This window comes from Methanolapillus ohkumae (assembly GCF_032594355.1).
GTDB lineage: Archaea > Halobacteriota > Methanosarcinia > Methanosarcinales > Methanosarcinaceae > Methanolapillus > Methanolapillus ohkumae.
The window spans coordinates 1,687,434-1,701,652 of sequence record NZ_CP131061.1 but is presented as its reverse complement, the minus strand read 5'-3'; the positions used below and the strand labels follow the sequence as shown (position 1 = coordinate 1,701,652).

Sequence of the window (14,219 nt, the reverse complement as noted above, 5' to 3'; positions counted from 1 at the left end):
AATTAATGTCTTTTGGAAACGTGAGCGATAACTGTTTTCTTTTCATCCGTGTTGATTTTTGGAAAGCAGATCTCTCCTTCATCTTTTAGTTTTTGTTCCAAAATCCTAAACTTTTCAGGTTCAATCCCCTTTTCTTTGCAGTAATTTTCACAGTCTTCTCGGGTCATAGGTCCTTTTTCCAGAAGGATCTGGCAAAATATTTCATGTGGTTTCCTTATTTTTTTATTTAAATCTTTTTTTTGGATTTCTTCTTCATTTATTTCCAATGCTCTAATGTTTTTCTCAATTTTTCTTTTCTCAATAAATTGTGCTTCATCAAGGCTACTCTCATCATTGTATTTTTCGTAATTTTTATCCTCTTTGAATTCATCGTATTTTTTGAGTTCTTCTAATAATGATATTTTTTCTTTAATTTTTTCTTTTTTTGGCCGGTCTGTATATGAAAATGTTGATGCTCTGTAAGCTGTCCCATCTTCTTTTCTTTCAACGAAGCTTCCGTCTGGTTGATTATCAAGTTCAGCTTGCAGTTTTGACATTAAATTTCGAGCATCTTCAACTTTTTCGAATGAATCTATCCAATTCAATGATTGCGTTTTAAGGATAGATTTACAGCGTTGGCATCCAACAGTTTTATGACCCGGAATCAAGTATTGGGCATTTCTTTTACATTTTGGGCAAACAAAAACAAGATACATGAAATCCCTCTATAATTTTCAAACACCATAGCGCCGTTGCCGGTTTTTAAAATCCGAAAACGCTTTTTCTAAATCGGCTTTCGTCAGTTCGCCCAGACTTTTTTGAACAAAACCGTATTCTGAATAAATCGTCTGCCAAAGCATAAAATCGGTCAACGTTTCCTCATGGCAGGATAAAATCAAATCCGGCTCCATCGGCAAAATCAGGTGGTCGGCGATGAATTTTTGAACGTCTTCCGTTGTCATGTTTTCAACGTCAAGAGTTTTGTCCCGGCTTTCTTGAATCATTTTTGACAAAATCATTTTCAGCTCCGCACGGCCGTCAAGTCCCAAGACGAAATAAACCGGAAAATCCGGCCGGATGGCATTTTTTGGCAGATTTGTGTCACCGCTGACAATTACCGCTTGTTTTCCAAAATGCCGGTCAATTTCCGTTTCAAAAAAACGAATCAACCGTTTGCGGTCTTCGCCGCCGATCTCATTCAAAATGTCGACGTGGAAAATAACGTTTTCAATTCCGGATTCTTGGATGAATGAAATATGGCCGCCAATTTTGAAAAGCGTTCCCTCTTCAAGGTAATCGCATTCGTTGGCGGTAATCAAAAGCGTTTTTAAAACATTTTCCATATTTTCAAACTCTGGAATTTTTCAAAAATTTAAATTTTTGAGTTGTGATTAATTATATGAACATCCGATGTTTTATTTTTATCTCTACATGAATGTTCATTCTTAAAGTTTCGCTTTCAAAAGATGGAAATGTATGAAATAAATAAAAAATAAACAAGGACGGCAAAATATGGAAAATAAAGTTCGGTGTGCTTGGGTCAACAGCGATGTTTTGTATCAGGATTATCACGATAATGAATGGGGCCGACCTGTCCATGACGATCGCCATTTGTTTGAAATGCTGATTTTGGAAGGCATGCAAGCGGGTCTGAGTTGGATCACGGTTTTAAAAAAGCGGGAAACCTTTCGGGAAGCCTTTGACAACTTTGATCCGGTTGTGGTTGCAACCTATGATTCGGAAAAAATCGAAGCGCTCATGACCAATTCCGGAATCATCAAAAACCGACTCAAAATCAATTCAGCCGTAACAAACGCGCAAGCTTTTTTGAAAATTCAAGAAGAGTTTGGAAGCTTTGACAATTTTTTATGGGCTTTTACGGATAACAAGCCCATTCAAAACAGTTGGCAATCCATATCTGAAATTCCGGCACAAACAGATTTGTCCGACAAAATCAGCAAAGAATTGAAAAAACGCGGGTTTAAATTCGTCGGCTCCACCATCGTTTATGCTTATCTGCAAGCGGTCGGCGTTGTCAACGACCATACAGATTGTTTTTTGCATAATGAGGTGATAAGCTGATATAGAATTATTCAGCAGATTATTCATAACCATTTTTCTCTTACTCATGCATCTTTCCTCAGCTCTAATAAATAAAAAATATTAAATTTATTTTTTCAAAAGCGACGTCCCCGTCATTTCTCTCGGGATTTCCAGTCCTATAATCTCAAGAAGCGTCGGCGCGATATCGCACAATTTACCGCCGCTTCTGAGAGTTTGAACCGGACAGCCCTTCTCATCCTTATTTTTGTCATTGATGTAAATGATCTTGACGGGATTTGTCGTGTGGGCGGTGTGTGGTTTTTTCTTTTCATCCACCATTTGTTCCGCGTTTCCGTGGTCGGCCGTAATAATCACGGCGCCGTCTTTTTCCAAAACCTTTTTTACCAATTTTCCGGCACAAATATCTACAGTTTCCACCGCGCAAACGGCCGCCTCAAAAATCCCGGTGTGTCCGACCATATCCATGTTGGCGAAATTCAGGACAATAAAGTCATATTTGTTTTCATCTATGGCCAAGAGAAGGGTGTCGGTGACTTCGTAGGCGCTCATTTCCGGTTTTTCATCATAAGTTGCCACTTTGGGGGACGGAATCAAAATCCGCTCTTCCAAAAGATTTGGCTCTTCTACGCCGCCGTTAAAGAAAAAAGTGACATGTGCGTATTTTTCGGTTTCAGCAATCCGAAGTTGGTGTTTGCCGCAGGATGAAAGATAGGTTCCAAGTGTGTTTTGAATGTCTTTTGGAGGGTACGCAATCGGAATTTTTAATTCTTCATCATATTGAGTCATGCCTACAAAATACACATCCGGACGGTTTTGCCGGGCAAAACCTGTAAATTCATCATCGTGGAGGGTCATAGCGTATGTCAACTGGCGGGCGCGGTCGGGGCGGAAATTGAAAAATATGACGGAATCTTTGTTTGAAATCGCGGAAATACGTTTTTTGGCGCTGTCCGTTAACGCAATCGGTTTAACAAATTCATCCGTTTCTCCCTTTTCAAAAGATTGTTCGAGTGCGCTTTTCCAATCATCTGTGTAAACAACATTTACCGGACTTATTGGTTTTTCCATGGTCAGGACATCATACGCGATTTTTGTCCGCTCCCAGCGTTTGTCACGGTCCATCGCATAATATCTTCCCATGACGGTCGAGAGTTTTCCGACGCCTTCTCGAACCATAAAATTATCCAAATCTTGTAAATCCGAGCGTGCCGACGTCGGCGCAACATCCCGCCCGTCTAAAAACGCGTGAACAAAAACGCGGTCCAGTCCTTCTTTTTTCGCAAGCGTCAGGAGCGCTTTTAAGTGGTCCAAATGACTGTGAACACCGCCATAGGACACAAGACCCATGAGGTGGAGGGCGGTTCCATTTTGTTTGGCATTTTCAATCGCTTTGAGCAGAACCGGATTTTTAAAGAAATTTCCGTCTTGGATTTCCTTGTGAATCAGCGTCAAGTCTTGGTAAATAATGCGGCCGGCACCCATATTTAAGTGCCCGACTTCGGAATTTCCCATCTGGCCTGCCGGAAGTCCGACTGCTTCGCCGGAGGCTTCGCAAAGGCAAACCGGATAATGTTGTTCGTAAAAATCCAGATTTGGAGTGCGGGCGGCGGCAACAGCGTTTCCGTCCTCCTCCGGTTTAAATCCCCAGCCATCTAAAATCATAAGAAGAAGGGGTGATTTTTGAGAAAAATCATTCTTGTTGGAAATATTTGTCATGAGCATAAAAAGAAAAAGAAAAGATTTGAATCTTTGGATGAATCGGTCAAAAGATGCAATTAAACATAAAAAATAAACTGAAAATAAATGATAGAGGAATTGGAAGAAGAATTGGAAGAAGAATTGGAAGAAGAATTGAAAAGAAGAATTGAAAAAATAAATTTATTTACTGTTTTTGTTTTAACCTCCTAAGGTGTATAAATTCACATACGGATTCGTTTTAAAAATAAAATTACTTTTGAAATCGGAATCATCCGTCACGTAATTAAAATATTGGTCCAAACATTGTGTTTTGGAACATTGCGCATCAATGACAAAAAAATCAATCGGGTCATACAGGTGCGTGTCGAAGCTTGAAACAAATTTATCGATTTCCTGGAGTGTTACGCAGCCCCCTTGAATGGAATAATTTTTCACAATTTGTTGAAGAACGGAACCCAATTTGATTTTTAAATCTTTTCTTTCGTTATCATTTCGGCGGTAACTTTTCATTTTTATTTTGGAATGATTGATTTTGCAATAGTTCACATATTCCTGTTTTTCAATGACATGTAGCACTTCTTGTAAATTCAGTACGGAAACAAATAAAGAGTTCCCATTTCTTTGAAGATTTTTCACAAAATCCGAATACACTTGAATCTTGTGAGCATTTTGATATTGGTCCATATCATCCACATAAAGAAATAAAAGGACATTCGCATCGATAAAAAAATTTTCATTTTTCTTAGTTTCAGAAACCGGATAAATAGGGTAAATCAATAGGAACCCCCCAGTTCTTCCATAGCTTCATTAATGCATTGCAATCGTATTTCTTTTTCTTCCGGCGTCAAACTGTAAAACTTGGCGGCCGTTTTGAAACATTGGGTGTACACAAGTTCTTCAAGATCCGTCAAATTTTCAACTTGAATCCGCTGATTGTATTCTTCAACCGACATTGAACTGAGGTGCTCGGTTAACGCGACTTTTAAAAACAATGCTGTAAAATTATCGATTTCGGAAAAGTCGACGGTTACGTTTTCTCCGGCTTTTAGATATTTATCCATTTCCAAACGAACAATTTCAGCGTCGCTATACGAAAATGCGGTGGAAACAAAATCTTTAACTTTTATTCGAATCATTATTTCCCCTCTTCTTTTAAAAAAAAGGAAGAATTCCTATATATCCATTACGATTTTTTTCAAAAGACAAAATCTAAATAAAGTAAAAAATTAACGCTATTTTTGTTGAAAATAATGTGTAAAATTCACCGTCGTTTTTATTGAAAATAATTCAAAAAATTGCAGCCATCGCGCGCGTGCCGCCGCTAAAAGCAAGAAAAAACAAAACAGAAAAACAAAACAGAAAAACAAAACAGAAAAATAAACTGAAAAATAAAAATTAAACCAAAAAGACAAAAATTAAACAAAAAGAATCCGGCAGGATTTCAAAAATTTACAAAACGGATGCCTTCTTTTCCTTGTATTCCTCTTCTTCTTTTTTGAGTATTTTCCATTGCCGTAGGACAAACCACAATGTCAAAATCCCGGCCAGCGTATCCACGATTGGAAATGACACCCAAACGCCCATCAGTCCCAAAAAAATCGGGACGACGGCAATGACCGGCAAAATCAATACTTGACGCGCAATTGTCAAAAAGAAGGACTCTTTGGCTTTTCCAAGCGCTTGCAAAAATGCGGATCCGGCAATCATAAATGCAACAATCGGAATGCTCAAATCCGCAATCCAATACGCAATCACAGCTTCTTCAATGAGGACGGCATCGGTTGTAAAAAGCGCGAAAATTTCGGCAGTGTACACGTAACTGATAATTCCCAAAACAAGACTGCTGGCCACAGCCCACAAAGTTGCCGTTTTGAAAAACTCACGCACCCGCTCATAATTTTTGGCACCGTAATTAAATCCGGTCAGCGGAATCATGGCCTGAATCAGGCCAATGACCGGCAAAATCGCGACTCCGAAAATACGGTTGATGAGCCCGAAAATCGCAATTGCGGCATCGTCCCCGTAGACCACCAAATTGTGATTGATGAGAATAAACATGATGGACAAAGATCCTTCCCGGACAAACTCGGAAACGCCTACTTTTACAATATCAAACGAAACAATTTTGTTAAAAACAATCCATCGGATATTGAATTTTAAGCTGCTGACAGAATACAGGTATACGATCAAAATAATAAAATTGAGCATTTGGGCAATAACAGTTGCAATTGCGGCGCCGGCAATTCCCCAGTCGAAAATAAAGATGAAAACGTAATCTAAAACAATATTGGTCAGGCTGGAGGCAATATACATGACCATGATGTATGTTGAATTCCCTTCCGCCATGACCACGGCACTTAAGACAATCGTCATGACTTGAAACACGCATCCGAGCAAGATCCAAAACATGTATTCTTTGGCAAACGGCAAAATGCTTTCGGTGGCTCCAAACAGGTTGAGAAGCGGTTCCAACAGGAAAATTCCGCCGGCGGTAAAAATCAAACTGACAACCAATCCTAAAATAATCATGTTCCCGACACCCTTTTTGACGCGGTCCAAATCTTTCGCGCCAAAACCACGGGAAATATAAGAAGATCCACCGACACCGACACCGGAAGACGCGGCAATAATCAGATATACGATCGGAAATGCAATCGTCAGCGCTCCCAGTCCGAGAACACCGTTGTCTCCAAGACCATGGCCGACAAAAACAGTATCTGTAACCCCATAAAGAGTCTGAATCACCAAAGCGATGATTGCCGGTGCGGCCAGCCAAGCCAGTGCTTTTTTGACGCTTCCGTTTTCCATTAAATCCAGTTTGTTGGTCATAGCGATTCAGGGGATTATTTTAAAAATCGAAAAAATAAACATTCGATCTTAAATCAGCAACGGTCCATTTAATGTAAGAAGTGCCGCATGCCGGTAAACACAAGCGAAACACCAAGACGGTTGGCGGTGGCAATGACTTCGTCGTCCCGGATGGATCCGCCCGGTGACAAAATGTATTTCAGTCCGGCCTCGCTTGCGTAAACCACACTGTCGTCAAACGGGAAAAAGGCATCTGACGCCATGACACATTCCGAAAAGACTTGAGTCTTGTATTCGTCAAACGAAATTTTCATCGGTGTTACGGCATTCATCCGGTCGTACATGATTTTTAAGTTGGCGCAGGCTTTGGGCGCGCCCAGCTTACGAATGGAGTCGACACGGTTGGGTTGTCCCGCCCCCATTCCGAGAAGCATGTAGTATCCCGATTCATATTCAAATGCGATGGAAATGGAATTGGATTTGATGCATTTGCAGGCGCTCATTGCGAATTTTGAAAGTCCGGATTTGGAATCCGGGAATTGAGCTTTTGTGACGCAATCCCATTTTTCAAACAAACCGATGTCTCGCGTTTGCTCCAAAAGGCCGCCTGTGACATGTTTGTATGTAAATTCATTATCATACGGTTTTTCAAAATCTTTGAGTTCCAGCAACCGGAGGCTTTCACTTTTGTTTTTCAAAATCTCAAGGGCGGTTTTGTCAAAACCGGGTGCGATAATGATTTCAATAAATTTTTTCTCCAAACATTTTGCAGTTTCCACGTCAAAAATCCGGTTGACACAAATAATGCTTCCGAAAGCCGATACAGGATCCCCGTCCCAAGCCGCCAAAAAGGCGTCTTTAAGGGTTTTTCCGGTGGCCAGACCGCATGGGTTGTTGTGTTTGACAATAACAACGCTTGGATTTTCACTGTTTAAGTCTTTTAATGTCAGGAGTGCGTTGTCAATGTCAATGTAATTGTTATAGGAAAGTTCTTTTCCGTGAAGCTGTGTCGCGTTGGAAAGGCTGGGGCCGCCGCACCGTACGTCTTTATAAAAAGATGCGTCTTGATGCCAGTTTTCTCCGTAGCGCAATTTTTCGCCGCCGACAAACGAGAAACGTTTGACCTTTTCTTGGAGAAGCGTCCGGCTCAAATACGTATCAATCGCGCCATCATAATCCGCGGTGTGCCGAAAAGCCTTGACCATCAATTTTTCTTTTAAAGACAGGGTGATTTCTCCCGCCTTTAATTCATTTTCAATTTTGGAATAGTCGGCCGGGTCACATACAACGGTTACGAAGGTGTAATTTTTTGCAGCCGCCCGAAGAAGTGTCGGTCCGCCAATGTCAATATTTTCGATGGCATCGTTGAGTGTCACGCCGTCTTTTGCAACGGTTTCTTTAAACGGGTACAAATTAACGACGACCATATCTATGGGGGAAATTCCGTGAGTTCCGGCTTGGTTGACATGTTGGGAATTGTCTCTTAAATACAGGATGCCGCCATGAATTTTCGGATGAAGGGTTTTGACGCGCCCATCCATCATTTCAGGAAATCCGGTGACGTCCGATATATCCATGACGGAAATCCCGGCTTCTCGAAGGGTTTTTGCAGTCCCGCCGGTTGAAATAATTTCAAAGTTGTGAGCGACTAATGTTTTTGTAAAATCGACGATGCCCGTTTTATCGGAAACACTGATGAGTGCTCTTTTGACCAAAAAAATCACCACTATTTTTTTCAAAAATCCGATTCGGATTTCTTAAATATCAATTACAATCCATGAAAAATACAGTAATCATATGACTACGAAAAAATATGAATGTACGGAAAAAATAATATCAATCTGCATAAATGGTATGCATAAATGATATGTATAAATGGTATGTATAAATGGTATGTTTAAATGGTATACATAAAAACAAATCAACAGCCTTTTTCAACAATTTTGAAAAATTATTGTTTGTCTTAATTTGTTTGTTCGGACTTGTTTGTCTGATCTGCTTGTCTTAATTTGTTTTGTTCTGATTTGTTTTTCTGTTCTGTCAAAATTATGCGAAACCTATCAAAGAGGAAAATCATAAAATAAAAACTTTGTGTTACGAATTTGAAAAACTCCGGTTAAAAATTTCGGCTATTTCAGAAGGGTTTGGACAATAATGTTTATCAATCTTTGAAGCCTGTGAATTATCCGTAAGATTTTCCAAATTTTTTTAAAAAATGTTTCGTGGCCCATTTTGATTTTTGGAAAAAAAGATCAAGTGCCAAATCAGGTATTGTGGTGAATAATTTTTTAAAATGATTTGACAAATGACAAAGGTTTTAGAAATGAATCCGCCGGATAATCGTTTTGAGCAAGGAAGGACGCTTCTTTTGGATGGCCAATTTTTAGAGGCGAAAGACATTTTTACGCAGCTGTCTCAGGAAATGCCGAAATTCAAAAAGGCATGGGAAAGCTTGGCTTATGTTTATGTTCAGCTCAATGAGTACGACAAAGCGATTCAATGCTATGAGGAAATTTTGATTCGTTATCCGAAAGACCATGTTTTTTGGAATCAAAAGGCGGTTTTGGAGGAAAAAATCGGTGACTTTTCCAAATCTTTGGCATCGGTTGAAAAGGCATTGAAATATGGTCCGGAAAATGCCGAATATTTCTATTCCAAAGGATTTATTTTGTACCGGCAAAAGAAATTGAATGAGGCTATTGCGTATTTTGACCGCGCGCTTGAACTGGATCCGTATTTATTTTCGGCCGCGGATTTGAAATGTGTTTGTCTGATGTCTTTGGGAATTTATGATGAATTGGCAGCTTCCTGCATTCTTTTTATTGACCGCTTCGAAGGGTTGGTGTCGGATGAAAGTAAAGAAGACCGGGAAGGGATGCTTTTTGGCAAAGATTCCGATATGCCTCTTTTAAAAGACGACATCCGCCGGCTGTACAGTTATCAGTCTTTTGCTTTTATGAAGCTGGGCGCTTTTGAAAAATCTGAACAGGTTCTTCAAAAAGAGCTGGAATTTTGTCCGGACGATGCCGGAATTTATTATTATTTGGGTCTCATGCAAGACGCGACCCGCAAATATTCGCAAGCGATTGCTTCTTTTGAAAAGGCGGCCGAGCTTGACCCTCAATTTATGAACGCGCGTATCCGGTTGGGTTTTGCGCTTTCCAAATGGGGGGTGCATGAAATGCATGAGAACGGCAAGGATTCTTTGAGAAAAGCGATTTTGGTTTTTGATTCGATTCTGGCGGTCGAGCCTGAAAATTTGAGTGTCCGATATGAATCGGGAAAAATTTATTTGTATCTCAATGACATGCAAAAGGCGCTTTTCGCTTTTAATTATGTTTTGCAGATGGATCCTTCTTTTATTCCGGTGTACGAGGAAATCGGTAAATTAAAGTTGGAGCTTGCGGACAACAAAGATTCGCCGGCATTGGATGAGGCCATTGCCGTTTTGTCCAAAGCGCAAAATCTCGATCCGTTTAATTATGAAATTATGAATATGCTTGGCATCGCTTATGCCCGAAAGGAAAACAATCAGTCGGCGCTGATGCAATTTGACCGCGCGATTCACGCCGACCCGTTCAATCCCAAGGCCTATTTTAACAAGGCGCTTATTTTGGTGAAAACGAATGAATACGAAAAGGCGGTTCCCATTTTCGAAAAAGCACTTTTGGAAGACCCTCAAAATCCGCAAATATTGGACAATTACGCAAGGGCGCTTTTTAATTTGGGGCGATATGCCGATGCGGCAAAAATATTTAAAGAATTAAAATTCATCTCTCCGGATTATGAAAATGTGGATGAAAATCTTCGGCTTTCGGAAGAACAAACGAAGAAATGAATCTTCCCCTTCTTATTTTCCTTCTTATTTTCCTTCTTATTTTTCTTTTCCTTTTTCTTTTCCTTTTTTTTTTCCTTCTTATTTTTCTTTTCCTTTTTCTTTTCCTCTCTTCTGATCTCTTTTTTTCCGGGTCTGTGCCGCCATTGCGTGTGTTATGGCCGCAAATTTTAATATTTCAACAAAAACGGCGGCTTTTTTTAAAACTATGAATTAATCAATCCGGGTACCGCTTTTCTGATTTTTGCCAGTTTCCTCCGTTTCGTTTTTTTGATTTATTTCTTTCATTATCCGGCGTTGACATTTATTTGATACGAAAAGATATATATTCCCAAAAGCATAGGCGTTTTCCATGACTCTCATGAAAGATTGTAAAAACGGAATTTTGAGTGATTCGGTTCTATCGGTCGCAGCCGATGAAGGAGTTGATCCGGAAAAACTCTGTTCTTTTATTTCCAAAGGATGGGTGACCATTCCCAAAAACGTAAATGTGCGCCGAAATACAAAGCCGGTCGGCATCGGAAAAATGATGAGCACCAAAATCAACGCCAACATCGGAACCTCGCGCGATTATGTTCATTTGGAAGATGAAATCCTCAAAGCACAAACAGCGGTCCGGTACGGGGCCGGCGCCATCATGGATTTGTCCACCGGTGGCGATTTGGAAGCCATCCGCTCCCGGATTTTATCGGAAATTTCCGTACCGGTCGGGACCGTTCCCATCTATGATGCCGCCGCGACCGCGTCGGTCGTCGTTGACATGACTTCGGACGATTTGTTTAACGCGGTTCGCCGCCACGCAAAACAAGGTGTGGATTTTGTGACCGTTCACGCCGGCATCAATCAAAATACCGTTTCCAAGCTGATGAAATCCGGGAGGCTTACCGATGTTGTCAGCCGGGGCGGCTCCTTTACGGTTGCGTGGATGCTTCACAATGTTCTTGAAAACCCGTTTTACCAAGAATTCGATTATTTGCTTGAAATCGCCCGCGAATACGATGTAACGCTCAGTCTCGGCGACGGCATGCGTCCCGGCTGCATTCATGACGCTTCAGACGCACCGATGTATGAGGAAATTTTGGTTCTCGGAGAATTGGTTCTTCGGGCGCGTGCCGCAGATGTTCAAACCTTTGTCGAAGGACCGGGACATGTTCCGATCGACCAAATTCAGGCGATTGTTTCTTTCATGAAACAAACATGTCACAACGCGCCTCTTTATCTTCTCGGGCCGATTGTGACCGATATTGCGCCCGGATTTGATCACATTACATCCGCAATCGGCGGCGCCGTTGCAGGCGCTTCCGGTGTTGATTTCTTGTGTATGGTCAGTCCGTCCGAACATTTGGCACTTCCGACCGCGGACGACATCAAAACCGGAATGCAAGTAACAAAAATCGCGGCACATGTGACGGATTTGGTCAAAGACGGACAAAGGGAGCGGGCAAAAATTGTAGATAACCAAATGGCGGCAGCCCGAAAAAATTTGGATTGGGAGACGCAATACAGTTTGTCGATTGATCCGGCTCATGCCCGGGCGGTTCGAGAATCCCGAGATTCGGAATCCGGTGCATGTTCCATGTGCGGGGATTTATGCGCGATGAAAATTGTGGAACGGGAAATGAAAAAAGGAAGTATGAAGAAAGGGTCGAAAAAGATTTGAAAAACATTTTCATTCTTCTCTTCTTGTTTTTATTTCATTCTTTTAATCTCATCTTTGTTTTATTTCATTTTCTTGTTTTTCATTTCTTTTTCTGTCGGGTTTTTATTTTCAATATGGGCTGGCATACGCACAAATCAAACATATTAATATTTTGGTCATTTTGGAGCCGTTTATTTCATTTTTCTTTTTAGGATGGAATTAATTATCGGTATCGTCACTTTAAAATATAAATTTTATCCGAATGTCCTTTTCTTCAAGGGTCTTGCATCCTTTTTCCCGAAAAGGTTTTATACCTCTGAATTCTTTGACAAATTACTGCACTAAGCAGAAATATGCGGGGGTGAATCTCCATGGCAGCACCAGCAAAGAAAGACGCAAAAGCAGCACCGGCAAAAGCAGATGCAAAGAAAGACTGTAAATCAGCATGCGGCTCTAAAAAGAAATAATTTGCGTGGTTTTTAAGACCGCAAACAAACTCTTTTCGAGTTTAAATCAAAAATAATCATATTTTTCAATTCACCTCATCCGTGAATTGAAAAATTCTCTTTTTTATTCGATTCTTCTTTTTTGAAATTATATTTAAAAGCCAGCATCGGTCTTGAAATTATATTCAAGATTGACCACATTTTTCATAAAATATCATAAATAGTCCCCCTGGTTTTTAAAATCTTGAAAAATAACTCTCTGTTTTATAAAATCTTGAAAAACAACCCGTGGTTTTATTGAAAAATAATTTAAAAACTTATATCATCGAGCGCGCATGCCGCTGAACAAAAAAATTAAAAAAAGAGAATGAGAGAATAAAGAAAAAAACGGGAAAAAAAGAAAACTGGAAAAAGAAAACGGGAAAAAAAGAAAACTGGAAAAAGAAAACGGGAAAAAAAGAAAACGGGAAAAAAAGAAAACGGAAAAAAACAAAAAAAGAGAAAAATTATTTTTTGTTTTGACTCTTAATACTTTAAATAATTAGTATTCCGGGTCCATTCCATCAATTGTCATGAATGTGGATTCCAATTCTTTTTTCTTCTTCACACGGTCTTTTTTGTCTTTTTCAATACCAATCGCTGTCACAGCGCCTTCATATAAAGATTCCAATTCTTCGGCGGAATTTAATGTCAAAACACACAGGGCTTCCGGAAGGCTTCCGTTTTCGACAATCAATCCTTTAAAGACATGGCCGACAGCGCCGGTTAATTTTTCAACTTCGGCGGAGACATCATCCATTCCCAAGTATTTTTTGTCGCCCTTTAAAATAATCATGGCACGGCCCGCTTCCTTGTAAACGTCCGTAGAGAACAAAAGACCACGCGGAGACAATGCGTTTTGAATCACATTTCGAATCGGCATTTCACTTTCCGGCCTGAAATATCCGATGGTTGCAAGACCTGCGCCACCTTTCATCACCGTCTTAAAGTCTCCCAAATCCGTTACCATCATCATTTCGCTGTCCAACGAATCTAAGAGGAAAATGAGACGGCGCGCAATCATCGCGTTAATTCCGTCGTACGCGTCCTGAACATTTCCGCCGATGGATTTTAAATATTGATTGTCGGCCAAAATCACACCGTCGCAAGGACCGTCCCGCAACTCTTTAAGCATAAATGCGGCGTTTTGAAGATAAAGCGTCCCTTCTTCCCGGAACGGAAGAACCACAACAGCATAAATCGGGAAATCATGAACTTTTTTCAGTTCGTCAATTAAAGGTGGCGTAAAAGAAGATCCGGTTCCGCCGGATGCGGATGTAATGACAAAAGCCACATCGAAATTGCCGCGCTCTTCAATGTTTCTTAAAATGGTTCCTTTTTGCTGCTCAAAAACTTCCTTTCCCAAAGTCCGGTTTGCACCGACCCCGTGAAGGTTCTTGATATGAATCCGGTCTTTCGCTTTGGTGTATCTCATTTCCTTTAAGTCGTTAATGGCCGTGTTGATGGCCACCGTTTGAACATTGCTGTGATATTTGTGCTTTGAGATATATTTCGCAAGTCCGCCGCTGGCTTCCTTGGCGGAAGATCCGCGATTCATCGCTTGTTTGTTAATCGCGTCTAAAATCCGGTTTCCGCATTGACCGTTTCCGATAATTAAAACATTCAGCAAAAAAAATTCCTCCAAAAAGGTAAAACGAGTTAATCATAAATTGTGATAATTTGTAATTTATGTGATTATGATTTCTATATG

General features: G+C 40.4%; 11 protein-coding genes. 3 read left to right on the top strand and 8 right to left on the bottom strand.

All coding sequences use genetic code 11. The annotated features are described in order from the left end of the window. Positions 1 to 2: 2 nt before the first annotated feature. Together MsAm2_RS07485 and MsAm2_RS07480 are read right to left on the bottom strand one after the other, a co-directional pair. Complete coding sequence (locus MsAm2_RS07485) at positions 3 to 695, bottom strand: hypothetical protein (RefSeq protein WP_338097629.1); 693 nt, start codon at positions 693 to 695, stop codon at positions 3 to 5. A gap of 18 nt (positions 696 to 713) precedes the next feature. Continuing rightward, positions 714 to 1,322 (bottom strand): undecaprenyl diphosphate synthase family protein, encoded by a 609-nt coding sequence (locus tag MsAm2_RS07480; protein ID WP_338097628.1) that lies wholly within the window; start codon positions 1,320 to 1,322, stop codon positions 714 to 716. A 169-nt stretch (positions 1,323 to 1,491) separates the two neighbouring features. On the opposite strand from MsAm2_RS07480, the gene MsAm2_RS07475 reads away from it, so the two are divergent. Then, entirely contained in the window at positions 1,492 to 2,061 is a 570-nt protein-coding gene (locus MsAm2_RS07475; protein WP_338097627.1) for a DNA-3-methyladenine glycosylase I, read from the top strand. Positions 2,062 to 2,148: 87 nt separating this feature from the next. Here the strand turns inward: MsAm2_RS07475 and gpmI are convergent, their stop codons facing one another. From gpmI to purH, 5 genes are all read right to left on the bottom strand, one after another. Further along, positions 2,149 to 3,759 (bottom strand): 2,3-bisphosphoglycerate-independent phosphoglycerate mutase, encoded by a 1,611-nt coding sequence (gene gpmI / locus MsAm2_RS07470; protein ID WP_338097626.1) that lies wholly within the window; start codon positions 3,757 to 3,759, stop codon positions 2,149 to 2,151. Between the two features lie 180 nt (positions 3,760 to 3,939). Beyond that, the gene (locus tag MsAm2_RS07465; protein ID WP_338097625.1) at positions 3,940 to 4,518 is read right to left on the bottom strand and encodes a hypothetical protein; all 579 of its coding nucleotides are present in this window, start codon (positions 4,516 to 4,518) and stop codon (positions 3,940 to 3,942) included. Further along, a complete protein-coding gene (locus MsAm2_RS07460; protein ID WP_338097624.1) occupies positions 4,515 to 4,877 on the bottom strand; it encodes an STAS-like domain-containing protein in 363 nt (120 codons plus the stop codon). The genes MsAm2_RS07465 and MsAm2_RS07460 overlap by 4 nt, the downstream gene beginning before the upstream one ends. Positions 4,878 to 5,190: 313 nt before the next feature. Next, on the bottom strand, positions 5,191 to 6,570 hold the full coding sequence (locus MsAm2_RS07455) for an MATE family efflux transporter (RefSeq protein WP_338097623.1): 1,380 nt from the start codon (positions 6,568 to 6,570) through the stop codon (positions 5,191 to 5,193). Positions 6,571 to 6,638: 68 nt separating this feature from the next. Continuing rightward, positions 6,639 to 8,264, bottom strand: coding sequence for a bifunctional phosphoribosylaminoimidazolecarboxamide formyltransferase/IMP cyclohydrolase (gene purH / locus MsAm2_RS07450; RefSeq protein WP_338097622.1), 1,626 nt, complete (start codon positions 8,262 to 8,264; stop codon positions 6,639 to 6,641). Between the two features lie 590 nt (positions 8,265 to 8,854). Between purH and MsAm2_RS07445 the strand changes: the two genes are divergently transcribed. After that, positions 8,855 to 10,387, top strand: a complete 1,533-nt coding sequence (locus MsAm2_RS07445; RefSeq protein WP_338097621.1) for a tetratricopeptide repeat protein — start codon at positions 8,855 to 8,857, stop codon at positions 10,385 to 10,387. Positions 10,388 to 10,736: 349 nt separating this feature from the next. Further along, on the top strand, positions 10,737 to 12,044 hold the full coding sequence (gene thiC, locus MsAm2_RS07440) for a phosphomethylpyrimidine synthase ThiC (protein ID WP_338097620.1): 1,308 nt from the start codon (positions 10,737 to 10,739) through the stop codon (positions 12,042 to 12,044). A 966-nt stretch (positions 12,045 to 13,010) separates the two neighbouring features. On the opposite strand, the gene MsAm2_RS07435 is transcribed toward thiC, so the two are convergent. Beyond that, the gene (locus tag MsAm2_RS07435) at positions 13,011 to 14,138 is read right to left on the bottom strand and encodes an FtsZ/tubulin family protein (protein WP_338097619.1); all 1,128 of its coding nucleotides are present in this window, start codon (positions 14,136 to 14,138) and stop codon (positions 13,011 to 13,013) included. Positions 14,139 to 14,219 lie beyond the last annotated feature (81 nt).

Coding starts and splice junctions, on each gene's coding strand:
- MsAm2_RS07445 (WP_338097621.1), top strand. CDS start 8,855: ATGACAAAGGTTTTAGAAATGAATCCGCCGGATAATCGTTTTGAGCAA.
- MsAm2_RS07455 (WP_338097623.1), bottom strand. CDS start 6,570: ATGACCAACAAACTGGATTTAATGGAAAACGGAAGCGTCAAAAAAGCA.
- MsAm2_RS07460 (WP_338097624.1), bottom strand. CDS start 4,877: ATGATTCGAATAAAAGTTAAAGATTTTGTTTCCACCGCATTTTCGTAT.
- MsAm2_RS07475 (WP_338097627.1), top strand. CDS start 1,492: ATGGAAAATAAAGTTCGGTGTGCTTGGGTCAACAGCGATGTTTTGTAT.
- gpmI (WP_338097626.1), bottom strand. CDS start 3,759: ATGACAAATATTTCCAACAAGAATGATTTTTCTCAAAAATCACCCCTT.
- thiC (WP_338097620.1), top strand. CDS start 10,737: ATGACTCTCATGAAAGATTGTAAAAACGGAATTTTGAGTGATTCGGTT.
- MsAm2_RS07480 (WP_338097628.1), bottom strand. CDS start 1,322: ATGGAAAATGTTTTAAAAACGCTTTTGATTACCGCCAACGAATGCGAT.
- MsAm2_RS07485 (WP_338097629.1), bottom strand. CDS start 695: ATGTATCTTGTTTTTGTTTGCCCAAAATGTAAAAGAAATGCCCAATAC.